Below are 20,114 nucleotides of genomic sequence, written 5' to 3' on the forward strand. Positions count from 1 at the left end.
TCAGCGCTTGAACTTGCCGCGGAGCTTGGAGAAGAGGCCCGGGTGGAACTCGGCGAGGTGCGGCGGGGCCGGACGCATCCGCTTCGCGAGCTCCTGGACGAGGGCCCGGGACTTCGGATCGAGGTGCGAGGGGGTCACGACCTGCACGCCGACGCGGAGGTCGCCGCGCTGGTCGCCGCGAAGGGGGGTGATGCCCCGCCCGCGGATCGTCAGCTCGTCGCCGGACTGGACGCCGGAACGGATGTCGAGGTCGACCGAGCCGTCGAGGGAGTCGATGGTCACGCTCGTCCCGAGGATCGCGTCGATCATCGAGACCTCGAGGGTGGCGAGCAGATCGTCGCCGTCACGGCTGAAGACGTCGTGCGGCGCGACCGTCACCTCGAGGTAGAGGTCCCCGTTCGGGCCCCCGGCGGGACCGACCTCGCCCGAGCCCGGGAGTTGCAGGCGCAGCCCCGTCTCGACGCCGGCGGGGATGTCGATCGACACTGTGCGGCGGGCGCGCACCCGTCCCTGCCCCTGGCACGTCGAGCAGGGGTACGGGATCGTCGTGCCGTAGCCCTGGCAGGTGGTGCAGGGTTGCGACGTGACGACGTTGCCGAGGAGGCTCCGGACGGTCCGCTGGATCTGGCCGGAGCCGTGGCAGATGTCGCAGGTCACGGGCTGAGTGCCCGGCTGGCAGCACGAGCCCTGGCACGTCTCGCACAGGACGGCGGTGTCGACCTCGATGTCGCGGTGGACGCCGAAGACGACGTCGCCGAGGTCCAGGTCCACGCGCACGAGGGCGTCCTGCCCGCGCTCGCGACGCGACCGCGGGCGCCCGGCGCGGGTTCCGCCGCCGCCCCCGCCGAAGAAGCTCTCGAAGATGTCGCTGAATCCGCCGAAGCCGGCACCGGCGCCCCCGAAACCGCCCTGGTCTCCACCCATGTCGTAGCGCTGACGCTGATCGGGGTCGCTCAGGACGTCATAGGCGTGGGTCACGAGCTTGAACTGCTCGGACGCGTCCTCGCCCGGGTTCACGTCCGGATGCAGCTGGCGCGCCAGACGCCGGTAAGCCTTCTTGATCTCCTCCGGGCTCGCGTCGCGCGCGACACCCAGGACCTCGTAGTGGTCAGCCACAATCACCTCTCCGGCCCGCGGGCCGATTCGTTCAGCGCGACGTCTCGTCTTCTTCGAGAAGGCGCGTCAGGTAATGCGCGACGGCCCGGACCGCCGCGAGATTCGTGGGGTAGTCCATGCGCGTGGGCCCGAGCACTCCGACGCGCGCATGGGATCCGCCGGCGTCGTAATCGCCCGCGACGACGGATGCCTCGGACAGTCCGAACGGCTCGTTCTCCCGCCCGATGCTGGTCGCCAGGCCCCGGTCGTCCGCGACCATCTCGCCCATGAGCCGCAGCAGGGTCACCTGCTCCTCGATCGCCTCCAGGAGGGGATAGATGCTGCCGCGGAAGTCGGATTCGCGCCGTGCCAGGGTCGCCGACCCCGCCATCACCATGCGGTCGTGACGGAACCCGTCGAGTTCCTCTCCGATCGCGCGAAGCACGATGCGGCGGTTCTCCTCGCGGGGCGCGGGGACCTCTTCCTCGAGGATGCGACCGATCGCGGCAGCGCCGTCGCGCACGCTCTTCCCCGTCAGCAGGGCTGCCATGGCGAGCTTGAGCTGCTGCGCCTCCTCGGCGGTCGGCTCGGTCGCGAGCAGGGCGACGCGCTGCGAGACCCTACCGGTGTCGGTGACGACGATGATCACGACGCGGGTGCCACCCAGGTGGACGACCTCCACGTGCGAGACGTTCGCCCGCGCGAACGACGGGTACTGCACGATCGCGACCTGGCCCGTCAACCGCGTGAGGGTGCGGACCGTGCGGACGAGGAGGTCGTCGAGATCGCCGGTGTCCTCGAGGAACGACCCGATCGCGGACCGCTGCGCCGTCGTGAGGGGACGCACGTCGGCGAGGTGGTCGACGAACACCCGGTAGCCCTTGTCCGTGGGAACGCGCCCCGACGAGGTGTGGGGTGCGGTGATGAGCTCCTCGTCCTCGAGGAGCGCCATGTCGTTCCGGATGGTCGCGGCGGAGACGCCGAACTGGTGGCGGTCGACGATCGCCTTGCTGCCGACCGGCTCCCGCGTGTCGACGTAGTCCTGGACGATCGCGCGCAACACCTGGAGACCGCGTTCCGAGACCATCACCCCTCCTCCGCTGGCACTCTCGATCTGGGAGTGCCAATTCTACCGCGCGTGAGGCGATCCGCTCGGATCACTCCGTGAGGGCGCGCACGACGGCGTCGGCGAGCAGCCTTCCACGGCGGGTGAGGACGATGCGCCCGCGCACGGCGGAGGCGCCGTCGACGAGTCCGTCCGCGATCAGGGATGCCACGTTCCGCCGCCCCGCGACCGTCGCCTCGTCGACGGCCACGCCATCGGCGATGCGCGAGCGGAGGAGGATGTCCTCGAGGCGGCGAGCCTCGGCATCCGGCCTCTCCCGTCCCGCGGCCGGGGATTCGGCCAGCGCGAGCCGCTGCGCGTACGCCGCCGGGTGCTTCACGTTCCACCAGCGCATCCCGCCGACGTGGCTGTGGGCGCCGGGGCCGTAGCCCCACCAGTCCTGGCCCCGCCAGTACGACAGGTTGTGGCGGGAACGCTGAGACCGAGCCGTCGACCAGTTCGAGACCTCGTACCAGCCGTATCCGGCGGCAGCGAGCAGCTCGTCGGCGAGCTCGTACATGTCCGCCTGCAGGTCGTCGTCGGGCGCGGGCACCTCGCCGCGGCGGATCTGCCGCTCGAGCTTCGTACCGTCCTCGACGATGAGCGCATACGCCGAGACGTGATCGGGCGCCAGCTCGATCGCGGTCTCGAGGGATGTCCGCCAGTCCTCGAGCGACTCCCCCGGCGCGCCGTAGATGAGGTCGAGGCTCACCGCGAGTCCGGCGTTCCGAGCCGCCGCGACGGCGGTCGCGATGTTCGCCGGGTCGTGAGTGCGGTCGAGCGCGGCGAGAACGTGCGGCACGGCCGACTGCATGCCGATCGAGAAGCGGGTGACACCGGCGTCGGCGAGGGTCCGCGCGACCTCATCCGTCAGCGTGTCGGGGTTGGCCTCGACCGTCACCTCGGCGCCGTCTACGAGTCCGAACGCGTCTCGGACGCCGTCGAGCATGCGAGCGAGGTCCCCCGGTGGCAAGAGGGTGGGCGTGCCACCACCGAAGAAGACCGTGCGGGCCGGTCGCAGCGGTCCGCGCGCCGCGAGGACCTCGCGGGACAGTGCGATCTCGCGGAGGACCTCCTCGGCGTACGCGTCCTGGCGCGCACCCCGAAGCTCGGTGGCGGTGTAGGTGTTGAAGTCGCAGTACCCGCATCGCACGCGACAGAACGGGACGTGCAGGTAGACCCCGAAGTCGACGTCGGGATCGACAGCGACGTCGTGCGGGAGCGCGCCGTCCACGGGTGCGGGGTCGCCGAGCGGGAGGGCCGATCCCATCAGGAGCCGGTGGCGTACATGGGCGACATCGCCTGCAGGTAGCCCTGGAACAGCGCGCTACGGCGACGCTTCACGAGCGGACGCCAGAGTCGGTAGAGCAGGCCCGTCGGCTTGTCGAAGGCGCGGACGGTGAACCACACCTCGTCGTCATCCCGCCACTCGACCAGGAACGATTCCTCGCCGCTGACGACCGATCCGCCGACGGTTCCCAGCGAGAACCCGACCCGACGAGGCTCGTCGATCACCGAGATGACGCGGAGTTCGGCATCCGCCTTCATCCCGCCGACCCGACCGTGGACGTGCGCCGTCGTGCCGGCACTCACGAACGGCGTCCCGTCAGCATCGAAACGCTGCTCATCGTCCAGCCGGCTCGGCTGGACGGCGTTGCCGTCGGCATCGAAACCGACGCCGGAGTACATGGGCCCGGATGCCGGGCGCACATCGGCGACCTGCAGGCCGGCGCCGCGCTGCGCACCCCACCCGAGAAGCTGCTCGGTCGACGTGGCGAACCGGTCCTCACCGCTCCCGAGACGCCACGAGGCCTCCGCCGGGGTCGTCCCCTGCGGCGGATAGCCCATCAGATCGGGGGCCTGCGTGGCCCCGACGGCGGCGTAGTCGACGGTCCCTGCCTGGAAACTCCCGCGGCGCATCGTGACAGCCTACTTCTTGTCCTTGCCCTCGACATCGCCCGACAGGGCGGCGATGAACGCCTCCTGGGGGACCTCGACGCGGCCGACCATCTTCATGCGCTTCTTGCCCTCTTTCTGCTTCTCGAGCAGCTTGCGCTTGCGGGTGATGTCACCGCCGTAGCACTTGGCGAGCACGTCCTTGCGGATGGCGCGGATGTTCTCGCGAGCGATGATGCGGGCGCCGATCGCGGCCTGGATGGGCACTTCGAACTGCTGGCGCGGAATGAGTTTGCGCAGACGCTCGGTCATCATCGTCCCGTAGCCGTAGGCCTTCTCGCGGTGGACGATCGAGCTGAACGCGTCGACCTTCTCGCCCTGCAGGAGGATGTCGACCTTGACGAGGTCCGCGGTCTGCGAGCCCGCCGGTTCGTAGTCGAGGCTCGCGTAGCCCTGCGTCTTGGACTTCAGGTGATCGAAGAAGTCGAAGACGATCTCGCCGAGGGGCATGTTGTAGCGGAGCTCGACGCGGTCCTCGCTGAGGTAGTCCATCCCGAGCAGGGTGCCTCGGCGCGACTGGCAGAGTTCCATGACCGTGCCGACGTAGTCCTTCGGAAGCAGGATGCCGACCTTCACGACCGGCTCGGAGACCTCGGCCACCCGGCCGTCCGGGTACTCGGAGGGGTTGGTCACCGTGACCGTGTCGCCGGTGTCCGTGGTCACCGTGTACGTCACCGAAGGCGCCGTCGTGATGAGGTCGAGGCCGAACTCGCGCGAGAGGCGCTCGGTGATGATCTCGAGGTGCAGGAGGCCGAGGAACCCGCAACGGAAGCCGAAGCCCAGCGCGACGGAGGTCTCGGGCTCGTACTGCAGCGACGCATCCGAGAGCTTCAGCTTGTCGAGCGCCTCACGCAGCTCGGCGTAGTCGCTGCCGTCGATCGGGTAGATCCCGGAGAAGACCATGGGCTTCGGATCCGTGTAGCCGGAGAGTGCGTCCGCCGCAGGCTTCCGGTGATTCGTGATCGTGTCGCCGACCTTCGACTGACGCACGTCCTTCACGCCGGTGATCAGGTAGCCGACCTCGCCGACGCCGAGCCCCTTCGTGGGCACGGGCTCGGGGCTCGACACGCCGATCTCGAGCAGGTCGTGCGCGGCCTTCGACGACATCATCTGGATCCGCTCACGCGGCTCGAGCTTGCCGTCGACCATGCGGACGTAGGTGACGACGCCGCGGTAGGCGTCGTAGACGGAGTCGAAGATCATCGCGCGGGCCGGAGCGTCGGCGTCGCCGACGGGTGCCGGGATGCGCTCGACGATCCGGTCGAGGAGCGCCTCGACGCCCATGCCCGTCTTGCCGCTCACCTTGAGGACGTCGGCGGGGTCGCCGCCGATGAGGTTCGCGAGCTCGGCCGCGTACTTCTCCGGGTCGGCGGCGGGCAGATCGATCTTGTTGAGGACCGGGATGATCTCCAGGTCGTTCTCGAGCGCGAGGTAGAGGTTGGCGAGCGTCTGGGCCTCGATGCCCTGCGCGGCGTCGACGAGGAGGATCGCCCCCTCGCACGCGGCGAGCGACCGACTGACCTCGTAGGTGAAGTCGACGTGACCGGGGGTGTCGATCATGTTGAGGGCGAACGTGCCGTCGGCGGTGGCCCACGGCATCCGGACCGCCTGGCTCTTGATCGTGATGCCGCGCTCGCGCTCGATGTCCATGCGGTCCAGGTACTGGGCGCGCATGTCGCGATCGGCGACCACGCCGGTGATCTGCAGCATGCGGTCGGCCAGCGTGGACTTGCCGTGGTCGATGTGGGCGATGATGCAGAAGTTGCGGAGCTGCGCGGGCGGCGTGGCCGCGGGCTGCAGGGGCGTGAGGGCGCGGGGTGACATGACGAGCCGAGTCTACCGGCGAGCGGCAGCGCACCCGCCCCACGGATCGGGCACAATAACCGGTCGCCCGATCGACACGCCAGCGGACGGGCGCATGAGAAAGAGTTAACCGATCTGACACTTGCGGGGTGCCCTGGACCGCCCGAATGCTCAGTGTGGCGGTCGGTTCCTGCGCGATAAGCCCCGCGCCCGAGCCGCCTCGGGAGAACCCACCGTGTCGCACCCACCTGCCCCCGCGTCCGTCGCACGTCCGGTTCTCCGCCGGACCTGTGCGGTGCTGACCGTCGCCACCCTGACGACAGCCGGACTCGCGCTCGTCCCCTCCGCGGCCTCTGCCGCGGTCTCGCCCGACTCCCCCGTCGTGATCTCGGAGGTGTACGGCGGCGGCGGCAACAACGGGGCCGCGTTCAATCGCGACTTCGTCGAGCTTGTGAACACCGGCGACGAGACGGTCGACCTGAGCGGCTACAGCGTCCAGTACGCCTCGGCGACGGGCGCCTCGTGGCAGGTGACGAAGATCGGCGACATCGACTTGCCCGCCGGCGCGAACCTCCTCATCGGTCAGGCGCCGGGCACCAACACCTCCCTTCCCGGCTTCGACGCCGATGTCGAAGGGTCCATCGCCATGAGCGGCAGCGGCGCCAAGGTCGCACTCGTCTCGAGCGAAACCGCCCTCACCGGCAGCACCGGCATCGCCGCGCTCGACCAGGTCGTCGACCTCGTCGGCTGGGGCCCCACCGCCACAGCGTTCGCCGGATCGGCGCCCGCGCCCGGTACCTCGAACGCGACCAGCGTCTCGCGCGACGACGAAGGTACGAACACCGCCGACAACGCAGCGGACTTCACCGCGGGCGCTCCCACGCCCACCGGCCTCGGCGCGGGCACCGACCCCGAGCCCGAACCGGATCCCGAGCCGCAGGTCGCGACGATCGCCGAGATCCAGGGCACGACGGATGCCTCTCCCCTCGCTGGGCAGACCGTCACCACCACCGGTGTCGTGACCGCCCACTACCCGTCGGGCGGCTACAACGGCTATGTCATCCAGACGGCCGGAAGCGGTGGCGAGCTCGACCTCGCCACCCACACGGCGTCGGACGCCGTCTTCGTCTACGCGCCCGGAGCGACCGGAGAGGTCACCCTCGGCGACACCGTGACCGTCACAGGTGCCGTGTCGGAATTCAACGGTCTCACCGAGATCACCGTCAAGGCGGGCGACGCGAAGGTCATCGCGGACGCGGAGGCGCCCACGCCCTCCACCGTGGGCTGGCCGACGACGGCGGCGCAGCGCGAATCGCTCGAGTCGATGCTGATCGAACCCCGGGGCGAGTTCACCGTCAGCGACACGTACAGCACCAACCGCTTCGGCGAGGTGGGCCTCGCCGCCGGGTCCGAGCCCCTGCGTCAGCCGACGGATGCCGCCCGCCCCGGCAGTGCCGCCGCCGCCGCCGTCGCCGCGGACAACGCCGCGCGCGGTGTGCGCCTCGACGACGGAGCCGGGCTCGACTACACGTCGGCCGCGAACCAGTCCCTGACCCCGGCCTACGTCTCGCTCACCGAACCCGTGACCGTCGGTGCGGGTGTCACCTTCACCGCACCGCTCATCGTCGATTACCGAAACGACACCTGGAAGCTGAACCCCACGCAGCCGCTCGTCGGCGACGGGACGGGAACGGACGAGGTCGTCTTCGAGAACGTCCGCACGGACGCCCCGGCCGAGGTCGGCGGCGACCTCTCCATCGCCTCGTTCAACGTCCTCAACTACTTCACGACCCTCGGCACCGACTCCGCGAGCTGCGAGGCCTACACCGACCGGTTCGGCGACGGAGTGACCGTCCGCGACGGCTGCGCCCAGCGCGGTGCGTGGGATGCCGCAGACCTCGCTCGTCAGCAGGCCAAGATCGTCGAGGCCATCGCCTCGGTGGACGCCGGCGTCGTCGGCCTCATGGAGATCGAGAACTCCGCCGCCCTGGGCGAAGAGACCGACGAGGCGACGTCGACCCTCGTCGATGCGCTCAACGCCGAGGCAGGTGCCGGGACGTGGGCGTTCGTGCCCTCGTCGACGGACCTGCCCCCGGCATCCGAGCAGGACGTGATCACCAACGCGATCATCTATCAGCCCGCTCTGGTCTCCCCCGTCGGCGCTGCGCGCGCCCTCGGCGACCAGAGTGCCGACGGCGAGGCGTTCGGCAATGCCCGGGAGCCGATCGCGCAGGTGTTCGAGCCCGCCGCGGGCGGCGACCCCTTCCTGTTCGTCGTGAACCACTTCAAGTCGAAGGGTTCCGCCGGCCCCTGGCCGGGCGACGCCGACACCGGCGACGGTCAGGGCTCGTCCACCGAGTCCCGCGTGCGTCAGGCGACAGCGCTCCGGGACTGGGTCGCGAAGATCCAGGGCGACGTCGATGCTGTCGCGCTCGCAGGGGACTTCAACTCCTACAGCCAGGAGGACCCGCTGAAGGTCCTGTACGACGCGGGTTACGCGGATGCCGAGCAGGCGTTCGACGTGGATTCGTCGTCCTACAGCTTCTCGGGGCTCTCGGGATCGCTCGACCACATCCTCCTGAACGAGGCGGCGCTCGCGCGCTCGACGGATGCCGACATCTGGAACATCAACTCGGGCGAGTCGATCGCGCTGGAGTACAGCCGGTTCCGCACCCACGGCACGGAGTTCTACTCCGCCGACCCGTTCCGCTCCAGCGACCACGATCCGGTGATCGTCGGCATGAACGCGGAGGCGGCTCCGGTCCAGCTCACCCTCCTCGGGATCAACGACTTCCACGGGCGCATCGACGGCAACACCGTCGCGTTCGCGGGAACCGTCGAAGAGCTGCGGAAGGCGGCATCCGGTCCGACCCTGTTCCTGTCGGCGGGTGACAACATCGGCGCGTCGCTGTTCGCGTCGTCCGTCGCGAAGGATCAGCCGACGATCGACGTCCTGAACGCGATGGGTCTGCAGGCGAGCGCGGTCGGCAACCACGAGTTCGACCGCGGGTTCGAAGACCTGTCGGGCCGCGTGTCCGACGCGTTCGACGCACCGCAGCTCGGCGCGAACGTCTACACGAAGGGGACGACGACTCCGGCGCTCGACGAGTACGCCCTGGTCGAGGCCGACGGTCTCACGGTGGGTGTCATCGGCGCGGTCACTGAGGAGACCCCGACCCTCGTCACGCCGACCGGCATCGAGTCGGTGGACTTCGGCGACCCGGTCGAGGCGGTCAACCGTGTCGCCGCGCAGCTCAGCGACGGCGACGAGTCCAACGGCGAAGCCGACGTGATCGTCGCGATGTACCACGAGGGGGCCGGCGCGGGCACGCCCGACGGTGCGACGCTCGAGGAGGAGGTCGCCGCCGGCGGCGCCTTCGGCGCGATCATCACTGACACCTCCGCGGACGTTGACGCGATCTTCACCGGTCACACGCACAAGGAGTACGCGTGGTCGGCACCGATCCCCGGCACCGACCGCACCCGCCCGGTCGTTCAGACCGGCTCGTACGGCGCCAAGATCGGCGAGATCACGCTGACGGTGGATGGCGCTACGGGCGATGTCTCCGCGCACACCCAGCGCAACGTCGCCCGCACGGCCACTCCCGCCGCCGACCTCGTCGCCGCGTACCCGCGCGTCGCGGAGGTCGACCGGATCACGAAGGCAGCACTCGCGAACGCGGCGGCCGTCGGCAACACGGAGGTCGGCCAGGTCGCCGGTGACATCACGACCGCCTACAGCGGCGGCTCGTACGTCGACGGCGTCTACACCGGAGGCTCGCGCGACAACCGCGCCGCGGAGTCGACGCTCGGCAACACCGTCGCGAACATGCTGCGCGACAGCCTCGCCGACCTGCCGAACGGTGCGGTGATCGGTGTGACGAACCCGGGTGGTCTGCGCGCCGACCTGTTCGACACGCAGGCGGAGTTCGGCGCCGGCGCGGTGCCGGGTCTCGCCGACGGGTCGGTGTCGTTCAGTCAGGCCAATGCGGTCCTGCCGTTCAACAACACGCTCGCGCTCATCACCTTGACGGGTGAGGAGTTCACGACGATGCTCGAGCAGCAGTGGCAGCGGGATGCCGCCGGTAACGTCCCCCAGCGGCCGTACCTGCAGCTGGGTCTCTCCGACAACGTGTCGTACACCTACGACCCGGCACTGCCGGAGGGCGAGCGCATCACGTCGGTGACGGTCGACGGCAAGGCCATCGACCCGGCCGGAACCTACCGCATCGGCACGTTCTCGTTCCTGGCGGCCGGCGGCGACAACTTCCGCGCCTTCACCGAGGGTGACGACTACGTCGACACCGGCCTGCTCGACTACGAGGCGTGGGTGGACTACATCGCCGACGGCTCCCCCGTCGCACCGTCGTTCGCCAAGCACGGCGTGCAAGTGTCGGGCGTCCCCGAGACCGTCACCGCCGGTGACACGCTGGCATTCCAGGTGGCGGGCATGGACCTGACCAGCAAGGGCGCGCCGGCCAACACCGAGGTGACCGTGAGCCTGGGCGACCAGGTGCTCGGCACCGCGCCGGTGACCGACGGAGCGGCATCCGTCAGCGTGACACTGCCCGCCGGGACGGCCGCCGGAGCGACCCAGCTCACCGTCACGGCTGCCCCGAGCGGCACGGTCGTACGGATCCCGCTGACGGTCGAGCAGGCGGCGGAGCCCGCAGCGAAGACGCGTACGTCTCTGATCGCGCTCCCCCCGGTGCACATCAACGGCCTGCTGCCGGCGACGCTCCTCGCGATCGTCACGCAGGACGAGGGTCGTGCGGAGGGCGTCGTCGAGTTCCGCGAAGGCGACCGAGTGATCGCGACGGCGGAGGTGCGGGGCGGATTCGCGTCGACCACGCTGGGTCGCCTCTCGCGCGGGGTGCACTCGTACACCGCGACCTTCGTTCCGAAGGACCCGACGGTCGCGGAGGGCTCGGTCAGCAACCGTTCGAGGGTCCTCGTCCTGTTCTGATCCGGAGGCATGGCGAACGGGGGCGGATCTTCGGGTCCGCCCCCGTTCCGCGTCTGCGATCCCGCTTCGTAGGGTGGGAGGCATGACGCCTCAGGTGGTGTTCGTCCACGGCATCCGGACCTCCGCGACGATGTGGCGCGCGCAGGTCGAGCATCTGACGGCCGCTGGGATCGGTGCGACCGCGGTGGACCTGCCGGGCCACGGCACCCGCATGGCCGAGACCTTCACCCTGGACGGCGCGTTCGAAACGATCGACGCCGCGGTGACGGATGCCGCGGCGCGCGGCCCCGTACTCCTGGTCGCCCACTCGATGGGCGGACTCGTCTCGATCGAGTACATGGGCCGGGAAGACCGACCGCCCGTCGACGCCTTCATCGCCGCGGGGTGCACGTCGATCCCGCGCGGAGCAGGCCTGCGGATCTATCGGACGCTCGCGCGGGGCTTCGACCGCCTGCCGAGGCGCGGCCAGCGACTCACCGACATGGTCTTGGACCGTACGCTGCCGCCCGAGACCCGTGCGGATTTCGGCGCGGGGGGCTACGCGTACGACGCCCAGGACATCGCTCTCCGGAGCCTGTCCGTTCTCGACCTCGTCACGGCGCTGAAACGGATCTCGGTGCCGATGTGGTTCGTGAACGGCCAGTGGGATCAGCTGCGTCTGAATGAGCGGCTCTTCACGGCGTTGAAGCCCGACGCGGAGCTCATCGTCGTGCCGCGGACCTCCCACCTGGTCACCGCGATGAGGCCGCGGGTGTTCAACGCCGTCATCGACCTCGCTCTGGCGACGATGGCGCGGGAGCGGTCGACTTCGGGATGAGCCTCCCACCTGATAGAATCGGTTTTTGGCTTGCGTGTGGGTTCCTCCCTCACACGACCGCTGTGCGACAGCCCTCTTCTGTCGCCGGCACATCCACCTGATAACTCCGAACGAAAGATACGTCGAACGTGGCGAACATCAAGTCGCAGATCAAGCGCAACAAGACCAACGAGAAGGCCCGCGAGCGGAACAAGGCCGTCAAGAGCGAGCTGCGGACCGTCGTCCGTCAGACCCGCGAGGCCATCACGGCCGGCGACAAGGCCGCTGCCGAGAAGGCTCTGGTGAAGGCGACCAAGAAGCTCGACAAGGCCGTCAGCAAGGGCGTCATCCACGAGAACCAGGCGGCCAACCGCAAATCCTCGATCGCGAAGCAGGTCGCCGCTCTCTGAGCCGCTACCGCCGAGCTACGACGAAGGCCCGTCCCGTGAGGGACGGGCCTTCGTCGTTTCCGGATGTCAGGCGCCGTACGGCGCGCGCGCGGCGACGACCGTGACAAGACGCTCGACCGCGAAGACGGCATCGCGGGACGCGCCTTTGACCTCGGCATCCGCTCGTGCGGCCGCCTGGATGGCGATGCCGAGTGAGGACTCGGTCCAGCCCGCGAGGTCGCGACGGGCGCGGTCGACCTGCCAGTCCTTCATGCCGATGCGGGCGGCGAGGGCGCCGGAGGGTTCGCGCGTGCCCGCGACGCGCGCCATGGTACGGAGCTTCGACGCGATCGCGGCGACCATGGGCACGGGGTCCGCGCCCGAGGCCAGGGCGTGACGGAGCGTGACGAGCGCGTCACCGTAACGGCCGGCGATCGCGGTGTCGGCGACGGCGAATGCCGTGGTCTCGACGCGGCCGCCGTAGTAGCGGGTGACGACCTGCTCGGTGATGTCGCCCTCGACGTCCGAGATGAGCTGCTGGCAGGCGGCGGCGAGCTCGGTGAGGTCGTCGGCGAAAGCCGAGACGAGGGCGCGGAGCGCGGGAGGCGCGATCCGGCGCTTGGCGGCCTGGAACTCCCCCGCCGCGAAATCGAACCGGTCGGAGTCGCGCTTGACCGCGGGGCAGGCGATCTCGATGCCGCCGCCGGTGCCGGAGCGGATCGCATCGAGGAGCTTCTTGCCGCGGACGCTGGCGCCGGTGTGGCGGAGCACGATGGTCGCGCCGTCCTGGGGCGACTCGAGGTAGCGGATCGCCTCGGCGAGGAACGCGTCGGAGCACTTCTCGACACCCGACACACGGACGAGGCGCGGCTCGCCGAAGAGCGAGGGCGACGACACCGCGAAGAGCGTGCCCGGCGCGTAGTCGTCGGCGCGGATGTCGGTGACTTCGAGGCTCGGATCCTCGGCGCGAAGGTATTCACGGATGCCGGCGGTCGCCCGCTCGGCGCAGATCTCTTCGGGCCCCGAGACGAGGACGACGGGCGCCGGCTGCGGCTGGCGCCACGAGACCTGCGGGATCGCCGATTTCGTCGCCTTCGCGGCGGGACGGCGGGGGCTCGGCATGGGATCCAGCCTACCGAGAGCCGTCGACGTCGGCCCGCCGCTCAGCGGGCAGCAACCGCGTCGCACCCCATACTGCCGCGCCCGCCGTCAGCAGCATCACGAAGAGCCCGAGGCTCGTGAGGACGAGCGCTGCGAGCCCGCGGCTGGGAAGGAGGAACCCGTAGGGCACCCAGCCGTCGGTCTGCCCGCGGACGAGGACGACGAGCAGCCACGCGATCGGGTAGGGCAGGACGAGCCACAGGTCCCGCCACGGCAGCGGTGTCCGGTCGCGGACGACCGCCCAGTCGAGCACGGCGTAGAGCGGCAGTGCGATGTGCAGGACGGCGCTCACCCACGGCGGCGCCGAGCCCGTGCCGGGCACGAATCCGTTGTAGACGACGCCCACGACGATGAGACAGGCCACCGCGACCCCGCGCGCGAGTGTCAACCATCTTGGGACCGCCCGGTTGCCGATGAGAAGGATGCCGGTGGCGCCGAACACGAGCGCGCTCCACATCGCGGTCTGGTTCGTGAAGTACCCGAAGAAATCGAACGGGTTGCTGCTGCCCCGTTGCACGGAACGGGCGTAGGTCCACCCCAGGACGACGAGGACGCCGACGGCCACGCCGAGTCGCATGCCGCCGATGGTGACGACGGAACGCGGCGTGCGGGAGGGCGGCATCCGGTCAGCCTACGAGAGTCACCCGCCCTCCTCACGCGACCGCCAGAGGCGGATCACCGCACCGTCGCGCCAGAGCACGACGTCACCGGACGTGTCGGTGCGGGCGATGATCGCGTGCTCCTCTCGGAGGAGGTCGAGGATTTCGTCCCGTGGGTGGCCGTAGGTGTTCTCCCCGACCGTCACGAGTGCGACGGAGGCATTCAGCCCTCGGTAAAGGCTCTCATCCTGGTCGGCGCTGCCGTGGTGCGCGACCTTGACGACCGAGTAGGTGGGATCGATCGCGCGGGACGCGAGCAGGGATCGTTGCGACTGCGCCGACAGGTCGCCGAGGAAGATCGCGTCGGGGACGCGGCATCCGGTCACGTCGATGACGACGCTCGCATCGTTCCCGGCGGGGTAGACCGGGTCGCGAGGCTTCGGCCATAACGAACGCCAGCGGCACTCCCCCAGCGCGCCGCTCTGCCCGGCCGACACTTCCTGCGTCTGCGCACCGGACGCCGTGAAGCGGGCGAGCATCGCGGCCGCCTCCGGATCCGGAACCGGCCCGTGGAGCACGAGGTCCGCACGACCGACCAGGCCTTCTGCCCCACCGCGGTGGTCGACGTCGAAGTGGGTGAAGACCAGGATGTCGACCCGGTCGATGGCGAATCGGTCGAGGCACGCACTGAGCGCTGCGGGGTCCGGCCCCGTGTCGATGAGCATGATCTCGTCGCCGGAACGCACGAGCACGGCGTCGCCCTGTCCGACCTCGCACGCCGCGATGGCCCAGTCGTCCGGCGCCCGCGTGCGATCGATGAGCGTGCGGAACGGGCCCGCGCCCACGACGACGGCGATGATCGCGACGAGCGCCCACCCGGCCCACCGTCGCGAGCGATGCCGGCGCGCGGCGAGAACGATGCCGATCGCCGCTCCTGTCGCGGCGAGGGCGATGAGCCCCGGCATCCCTTCCAGCCATCCGATGGATGCCCCGGGCAGCCGTGCGGACAGGTCCGCCGTTCCCGCGATCCAGGCGGCGGGCAGCCACGCGATCGCCGCGAGCCCCTGGGCGAGGACGGGAACCGGCAGCGCGACGCATGCCAGCAGGCCGAGGACGGTCGCAGCTGGTGCGGCCGGCCCGGCGAGCAGGTTCGCGAGCACGCCGACGAGGGGCACGGTCGGCTCGATCAGGATGAGCAGCGGGCCGCACGCTAGCTGTGCCGCGAGCGGCACCGAGAGCGCGAGTGCCAGGGGTGCGGGCATCCATCGCGACATCCCGTCGGCGAGCGGACCGGCGAACAGGAGCAGCGACCCGGTCGCGACGGCCGACAAAGCGAAGCCGAGCGATGCCGCCAGCCACGGGTCGAGCAGGAGCAGCACGCACACCGACGCGGACAGGATCGACATCCCCGCACCGATGCGCCCCAGCAGCACTCCGAGCATCGCGATCGCCGCCATCGCTCCCGCGCGCACGACGCTGGGTTCGGGCGAGACGAGCACGATGAACGCGACGAGCGTCGCGAGGCCCACCGTAACCCGGATGCCACGGCGCGCCCCGCAGAGAGCTGCGATACCGAAGGCGATCCCGACGACGAGCGCGCAGTTCGCCCCCGAGACGGCTGTCAGATGCGACAGCGACGACGCCTTCATCTGCTGGTCGAGATCCTCGCTGACCGCTGACGTGTCGCCGACGGCAAGCCCCGGCACAAGTCCCGCGCCGGGATCGGGCAAGCCGGCAACTGCGTCGACCAGGCCGGTGCGCAGCTCGGCCGCGACGGCGAGCACGCCCTTCGGTGGCCGGGCGACCTCGATGGTGAAGACCTCGACGACCAGCACCTCCCTGTCGGCGGCATCCGCGTGAAAAGCCGTACCGGTAGCGATCGCGCGAGCTCCGAGATCGAGCCCCGCGGGCCGGTCCTGCGCGCGAACGAGCACGGGAGCCGAAACCGACGTGGTGTCGCGACCGATCGTGACCGAGCGGGTGATCGCGTCGAAGCGGAACCCGGTCGCAGACCGTTCGACCTTGCCGACGACGTCCACCTCGAACGTGGCGCTGCGACCGCCCGTGATCTGCAGACCTGCCACCGCCTCCCGGGCGGGCTGCGCGAGCGCGACGTGGGATGCCGCGCCCCCGGCGACCGCAAACGCCACCGCAATCAGCGCGACCGTCGTCGGCCGAGCCCCCCGCGCAGCGACCGCTAGACCGAGGACGGCAGCCACCCAGAGGGCCACGGCGAGAGCAGTCGCATGCTCGGGGAAGACGATCGCCGCGCCCGCGCCGGCCCAGGCAGCGAGCGCGACCGGCAGCAACCGCAGGTCACGGCGTCGCGCGGTCCTGACACTCATGCCGCAAGCGTCGTGGAGAGCTCACGTGGCCTGCTGCGCGTGACGATGATCAGGGAACCCGCGCGGTCGTTTTCCGCTGGTGGAGAAAGCCACACGACCGCGCCGTCTTCTGCGCTACGTCTGTGGTGGCCGCCTCAAGGCCGCATGCGCATCAACGCTCCGGGCGCTGAAAGACCCGCCTGAGGATCAACCGGAACGACAGCGTGCCCGCGGCAGCCATCAGCGCGATCCACATCCCCACGACGCCCCCGCCCCCGAAGAAGGCGAGCGGAACGAAGCCCACCGCCCCCGGCACGAGATTGGCGATGAGCGCGACCCGGAGCGGGTGAGACCCGCCCGCCAAGACCGAAGCGATCAGAGCTGCCGCCGCGCCGCCGGCGACATGCAGACCGAAGAAGCACCCGATCGCCTGTCCGTTCACTCCCAGTGCGTTGAGGCTCGGCTGCGGAATCCACACGACGAGGAAGGCCCCGATCGCCGACAGGACGACCGCGACGATGAGCAACGCGAGCAGCAGCCTCTCACGCTTGCGGACCCTCGGTGGCGGCGACCACCGCGCGATCGACGACAGGGTACGAAGGGGTCACGCCCTCATCATCCACCCCGCCGTGCCATCCGCACTCACACGGTCACCAGATCGCGGAGCGACGCGAGCATCTTCTCGCCGATCCCCGGCACGGCCATTAGATCGTCGACGCTGCGGAACCGGCCGTTCTCCTCGCGCCAATCGAGGATCCGCTGCGCGATGGAAGGTCCGACGCGGGGCAGGGTGTCGAGGGCAGCGAGGTCGGCGGTGTTCAGGTTCACGCGACCGTCCCCCTGGGGTGCGGCCGGAGCACCGGCATCCGTCTGCTCTGCCCCTTCGGCCGGGATCAGCAACTGCTCACCGTCGCTCACCGGACGCGCAAGGTTCACGCCGTCGCGAGACGCCTTCTCAGAGAATCCCCCGGCGGCGGCGACGGCGTCCACAACGCGCGCACCCTGGTCGAGACGATACAGACCGGGCTCTCGCACCTGACCCGAGACGTGGACGTACACCGACGCCGGCGCGACCGTCTCGGAGACGACGTCGGGCACCGTCTCCACAGCCGATTCGGCACCCGTTCGGACGATCCCAATCGCGATCGTGACCGCGGCGACGACGACCACGAGGACGATGGCGGCCCCGATTCCCAGCCGACGTCGAGACCTCGGCACCGCCTGCGCACCCATGCCACGATCCTCGCGGCGCCGCACCGCCACTCACCGGGCGGCGGGGGAACGGTGGACGAGCGTCGGTCACCCGCCCCAGTGGAGGAGTCGTCAGGCGACGGTGAAGCTGACGACCTTCGGCGCCCGCACGACGGCGCGGGTGATCTCCTTGTCGCCGATGGCCCGACGCACCTTCTCGTCGGCGAGGGCGAGCTTCTCGAGCTCGTCGCCCGAGATCTTCGCCGGGACGGTGAGCGTGCCGCGCACCTTGCCGTTGACCTGCACGACCGCCGTCACCGACTCCTCGACGAGGAGCGTGGGGTCGGCCTGACGCCACGGCACGACGCCGACGAACGGCTTGTAGCCGAGGATCTCCCACATCTCCTCCGCGGTGTGCGGGGCGAAGAGGTCGAGGATCATCGCGACGGCCTCGGCGGCCTCGCGGACGGCGGGGTCGGCAGCGCCTGCGCCCGAATCGATCGCCTTGCGCGTCGCGTTGACGAGCTCCATGAGACGCGCGACGACGACGTTGAACTTCGACTGCTCGACGAGACCGACGACATCGGCCCACAGGCGGTGGGTCACGCGGCGGAGCGCGGTGTCCCCTTCAGCCCAGACGACGTCCGACGGACTCGCGACGTCCGAGGCGACGCGGAGGGCGCGCGACAGGAACTTCTGGGCACCGGTCGTCGAGACGTCCTCCCAGTTGATGTCGTCCTCGACGGGCCCGGCGAACGCGATGGCGACTCGGACGGCGTCCGCACCCGGGTCGTCCATACTCGACGCGAACTCGACGAGGTTGCCCTTCGACTTCGACATCTTCGAGCCGTCGAGCAGGACCATGCCCTGGTTGATCAGGCTCGTGAAGGGCTCGGTGAAGTCGACGAGGCCCATGTCGAAGAGGACCTTCGTGATGAACCGGGCGTACAGCAGGTGGAGGATCGCGTGCTCGACGCCGCCGATGTACGAGTCGACCGGCGCCCACTTGGATGCCTCGGCGCTCGGGAACGGCTCCATCGCCCCGTTCGGGGCCAGGAAGCGCAGGAAGTACCACGAGCTGTCGACGAACGTGTCCATCGTGTCCGCGTCGCGGAGCGCCGGCTTCCCGGTCTCGGGGTCGACCGTCGACATCCACTCGGTCGCGCCGCCCAGCGGCGAGGTGCCCTTCGGCTTCAGGTCGAGGCCCTTCGCGTCGGGCAGGACGACGGGCAGCTGCTCGTCGGGAACGGGGACGATGCGGCCGTCCTCGGTGTGGATCATCGGGATCGGCGTGCCCCAGAACCGCTGACGCGAGATCAGCCAGTCGCGCAGGCGATAGGTCTTCGCGGCACGGCCGGTTCCCGCCGAGGTGAGCTCTTCGATCGCGCGGGCGATCGCGTTGCGCTTGGACAGGCCGTTCAGCGACCCGGAGTTGATGAGGCGTCCGTCGCCCGTCAGCGCGGTGCCGGTGCGGGCGGGGTCGATCGACTCGAGGTCGTCGCCCACCGGCACACCGTCCTCGTCCACCTCGATGACCGGGATCGCGCCGGTGACCGGTGCCGTCGTGTCGACGACGACCTTGACGGGCAGGTCGAACGCGCGGGCGAAGTCGAGGTCGCGCTGGTCGTGCGCGGGGACGGCCATGACAGCGCCGTGCCCGTAGTCGGCGAGGACGTAGTCCGCCGCCCAGATCGGCAGACGCTCGCCGTTGATCGGGTTGATCGCGAAGCGGTCGAGGAAAACACCGGTCTTGGGGCGATCGGCCGTCTGACGCTCGATCTCGCTGGTCTTCTGCACCGTGTCGAGGTAGTCGCGGAAGCGCTTCTGGACCTCGGGCGAGGCACCCTCGGCGAGCTCGGCCGCGAGGTCGGAATCCGGCGCGACGACCATGAAGGTCGCACCGTGGAGCGTGTCGGGACGCGTGGAGAAGACGGTGATCTTCTCGGCGCGACCCTCGATCTCGAAGTCGATGTCGGCGCCGATGGACCGGCCGATCCAGTTGCGCTGCATCTGCAGCACCTTGTGCGGCCAGAAGCCCTCGAGCTGGTTCAGGTCATCGAGCAGGCGGTCGGCGTACTCGGTGATCTTGAAGTACCACTGCGTCAGCTTCTTCTTGACGACCTCGAAGCCGCACCGCTCGCAGTGACCGTCGACGACCTGCTCGTTCGCGAGCACGGTCTGGTCGTTGGGGCACCAGTTGACGGCGCTCTGCTTGCGGTACGCGAGCCCGCGCTCGAACAAACGCTGGAACAGCCACTGGTTCCAGCGGTAGTACTCGGGGTCGCTCGTGTGGAGCACGCGGCTCCAGTCGTAGGACGACCCGAACGCGCGGAAGCTGACCTTGTGCTGGTCGATGTTGTTGTAGGTCCACTCGCGCGGATCGGAACCTGCGCCGCCCTTGATCGCGGCGTTCTCGGCGGGCAGGCCGAAGGAGTCCCAGCCGATCGGGTTCAGCACGTTGTAGCCGCGGTGACGCCAGAACCGCGCGACGGCGTCGACGTAGGCGTAGTTCTCGGCGTGACCCATGTGCAGGTCGCCCGAGGGGTACGGGAACATCCCGAGCACGTACTTGCGCGGCCGCGTGTCCTCGTCGCCGCCGGCCTTGAACGGGTCGGACTCCGCCCACCGGGCCTGCCACTTGGCCTGGATGGCGCGCGAGTCGAAACCGGTCTGCTCGGGAGTCGGTGCGTCGGAGGAGGTGCTGGAGGACACGGTGAACCAATCGTGCA

Annotated in this window: 14 protein-coding genes; 3 read left to right on the forward strand and 11 right to left on the reverse strand. The window is 70.0% G+C overall.

Annotated elements, in window-relative coordinates; translation table 11 throughout:
- From dnaJ to lepA, 5 genes are all read right to left on the reverse strand, one after another.
- Window positions 1-1,116, reverse strand: a complete 1,116-nt coding sequence (dnaJ, locus tag ACIQLK_RS10315) for a molecular chaperone DnaJ (RefSeq protein ID WP_400364682.1) — start codon at window positions 1,114-1,116, stop codon at window positions 1-3.
- A gap of 31 nt (window positions 1,117-1,147) precedes the next feature.
- Window positions 1,148-2,182, reverse strand: a complete 1,035-nt coding sequence (hrcA, locus tag ACIQLK_RS10320; RefSeq protein ID WP_400364684.1) for a heat-inducible transcriptional repressor HrcA — start codon at window positions 2,180-2,182, stop codon at window positions 1,148-1,150.
- A gap of 70 nt (window positions 2,183-2,252) precedes the next feature.
- The gene (hemW, locus tag ACIQLK_RS10325) at window positions 2,253-3,470 is read right to left on the reverse strand and encodes a radical SAM family heme chaperone HemW (protein ID WP_400364686.1); all 1,218 of its coding nucleotides are present in this window, start codon (window positions 3,468-3,470) and stop codon (window positions 2,253-2,255) included.
- Entirely contained in the window at window positions 3,470-4,120 is a 651-nt protein-coding gene (locus ACIQLK_RS10330; RefSeq protein WP_400364688.1) for a DUF1990 family protein, read from the reverse strand. The genes hemW and ACIQLK_RS10330 overlap by 1 nt, the downstream gene beginning before the upstream one ends.
- A gap of 9 nt (window positions 4,121-4,129) precedes the next feature.
- Window positions 4,130-5,980 (reverse strand): translation elongation factor 4, encoded by a 1,851-nt coding sequence (lepA, locus tag ACIQLK_RS10335; RefSeq protein ID WP_400364689.1) that lies wholly within the window; start codon window positions 5,978-5,980, stop codon window positions 4,130-4,132.
- A 214-nt stretch (window positions 5,981-6,194) separates the two neighbouring features.
- On the opposite strand from lepA, the gene ACIQLK_RS10340 reads away from it, so the two are divergent.
- The 3 genes from ACIQLK_RS10340 to rpsT all read left to right on the forward strand — a co-directional run bounded on the left by ACIQLK_RS10340 (window position 6,195) and on the right by rpsT (window position 12,131).
- The gene (locus tag ACIQLK_RS10340; protein ID WP_400364690.1) at window positions 6,195-10,925 is read left to right on the forward strand and encodes an ExeM/NucH family extracellular endonuclease; all 4,731 of its coding nucleotides are present in this window, start codon (window positions 6,195-6,197) and stop codon (window positions 10,923-10,925) included.
- 82 nt (window positions 10,926-11,007) lie between these two features.
- Window positions 11,008-11,742, forward strand: coding sequence for an alpha/beta fold hydrolase (locus ACIQLK_RS10345; protein WP_400364691.1), 735 nt, complete (start codon window positions 11,008-11,010; stop codon window positions 11,740-11,742).
- Window positions 11,743-11,870: 128 nt separating this feature from the next.
- A complete protein-coding gene (rpsT, locus tag ACIQLK_RS10350) occupies window positions 11,871-12,131 on the forward strand; it encodes a 30S ribosomal protein S20 (protein ID WP_400364692.1) in 261 nt (86 codons plus the stop codon).
- Between the two features lie 66 nt (window positions 12,132-12,197).
- Here rpsT and holA read toward each other — a convergent pair whose 3' ends face one another.
- The 6 genes from holA to leuS all read right to left on the reverse strand — a co-directional run bounded on the left by holA (window position 12,198) and on the right by leuS (window position 20,097).
- Window positions 12,198-13,232 (reverse strand): DNA polymerase III subunit delta, encoded by a 1,035-nt coding sequence (gene holA, locus ACIQLK_RS10355; protein WP_400364694.1) that lies wholly within the window; start codon window positions 13,230-13,232, stop codon window positions 12,198-12,200.
- Between the two features lie 10 nt (window positions 13,233-13,242).
- A complete protein-coding gene (locus tag ACIQLK_RS10360; protein WP_400364696.1) occupies window positions 13,243-13,893 on the reverse strand; it encodes a Pr6Pr family membrane protein in 651 nt (216 codons plus the stop codon).
- Between the two features lie 18 nt (window positions 13,894-13,911).
- Window positions 13,912-16,215, reverse strand: a complete 2,304-nt coding sequence (locus tag ACIQLK_RS10365; RefSeq protein ID WP_400364697.1) for a ComEC/Rec2 family competence protein — start codon at window positions 16,213-16,215, stop codon at window positions 13,912-13,914.
- A 151-nt stretch (window positions 16,216-16,366) separates the two neighbouring features.
- A complete protein-coding gene (locus tag ACIQLK_RS10370) occupies window positions 16,367-16,720 on the reverse strand; it encodes a hypothetical protein (RefSeq protein WP_400364699.1) in 354 nt (117 codons plus the stop codon).
- A gap of 116 nt (window positions 16,721-16,836) precedes the next feature.
- On the reverse strand, window positions 16,837-17,427 hold the full coding sequence (locus ACIQLK_RS10375; protein WP_400364700.1) for a ComEA family DNA-binding protein: 591 nt from the start codon (window positions 17,425-17,427) through the stop codon (window positions 16,837-16,839).
- A 90-nt stretch (window positions 17,428-17,517) separates the two neighbouring features.
- Window positions 17,518-20,097 carry a leucine--tRNA ligase gene (leuS, locus tag ACIQLK_RS10380; protein WP_400364701.1) on the reverse strand — a complete coding sequence of 860 codons (2,580 nt, stop codon included), beginning with the start codon at window positions 20,095-20,097 and terminating at the stop codon, window positions 17,518-17,520.
- Window positions 20,098-20,114 lie beyond the last annotated feature (17 nt).

It is taken from the genome of Microbacterium sp. NPDC091382, from assembly GCF_044757025.1.
In the GTDB taxonomy this organism is placed as follows: Bacteria; Actinomycetota; Actinomycetes; order Actinomycetales; family Microbacteriaceae; genus Microbacterium.

Bases quoted from the DNA above. Each gene is read 5' to 3' on its own strand.
- hrcA (WP_400364684.1), bottom strand. From the start codon at position 2,182: ATGGTCTCGGAACGCGGTCTCCAGGTGTTGCGCGCGATCGTCCAGGAC.
- hemW (WP_400364686.1), bottom strand. From the start codon at position 3,470: ATGGGATCGGCCCTCCCGCTCGGCGACCCCGCACCCGTGGACGGCGCG.
- ACIQLK_RS10330 (WP_400364688.1), bottom strand. From the start codon at position 4,120: ATGCGCCGCGGGAGTTTCCAGGCAGGGACCGTCGACTACGCCGCCGTC.
- lepA (WP_400364689.1), bottom strand. From the start codon at position 5,980: ATGTCACCCCGCGCCCTCACGCCCCTGCAGCCCGCGGCCACGCCGCCC.
- ACIQLK_RS10345 (WP_400364691.1), top strand. From the start codon at position 11,008: ATGACGCCTCAGGTGGTGTTCGTCCACGGCATCCGGACCTCCGCGACG.
- holA (WP_400364694.1), bottom strand. From the start codon at position 13,232: ATGCCGAGCCCCCGCCGTCCCGCCGCGAAGGCGACGAAATCGGCGATC.
- ACIQLK_RS10360 (WP_400364696.1), bottom strand. From the start codon at position 13,893: ATGCCGCCCTCCCGCACGCCGCGTTCCGTCGTCACCATCGGCGGCATG.
- ACIQLK_RS10365 (WP_400364697.1), bottom strand. From the start codon at position 16,215: ATGAGTGTCAGGACCGCGCGACGCCGTGACCTGCGGTTGCTGCCGGTC.
- ACIQLK_RS10375 (WP_400364700.1), bottom strand. From the start codon at position 17,427: ATGGGTGCGCAGGCGGTGCCGAGGTCTCGACGTCGGCTGGGAATCGGG.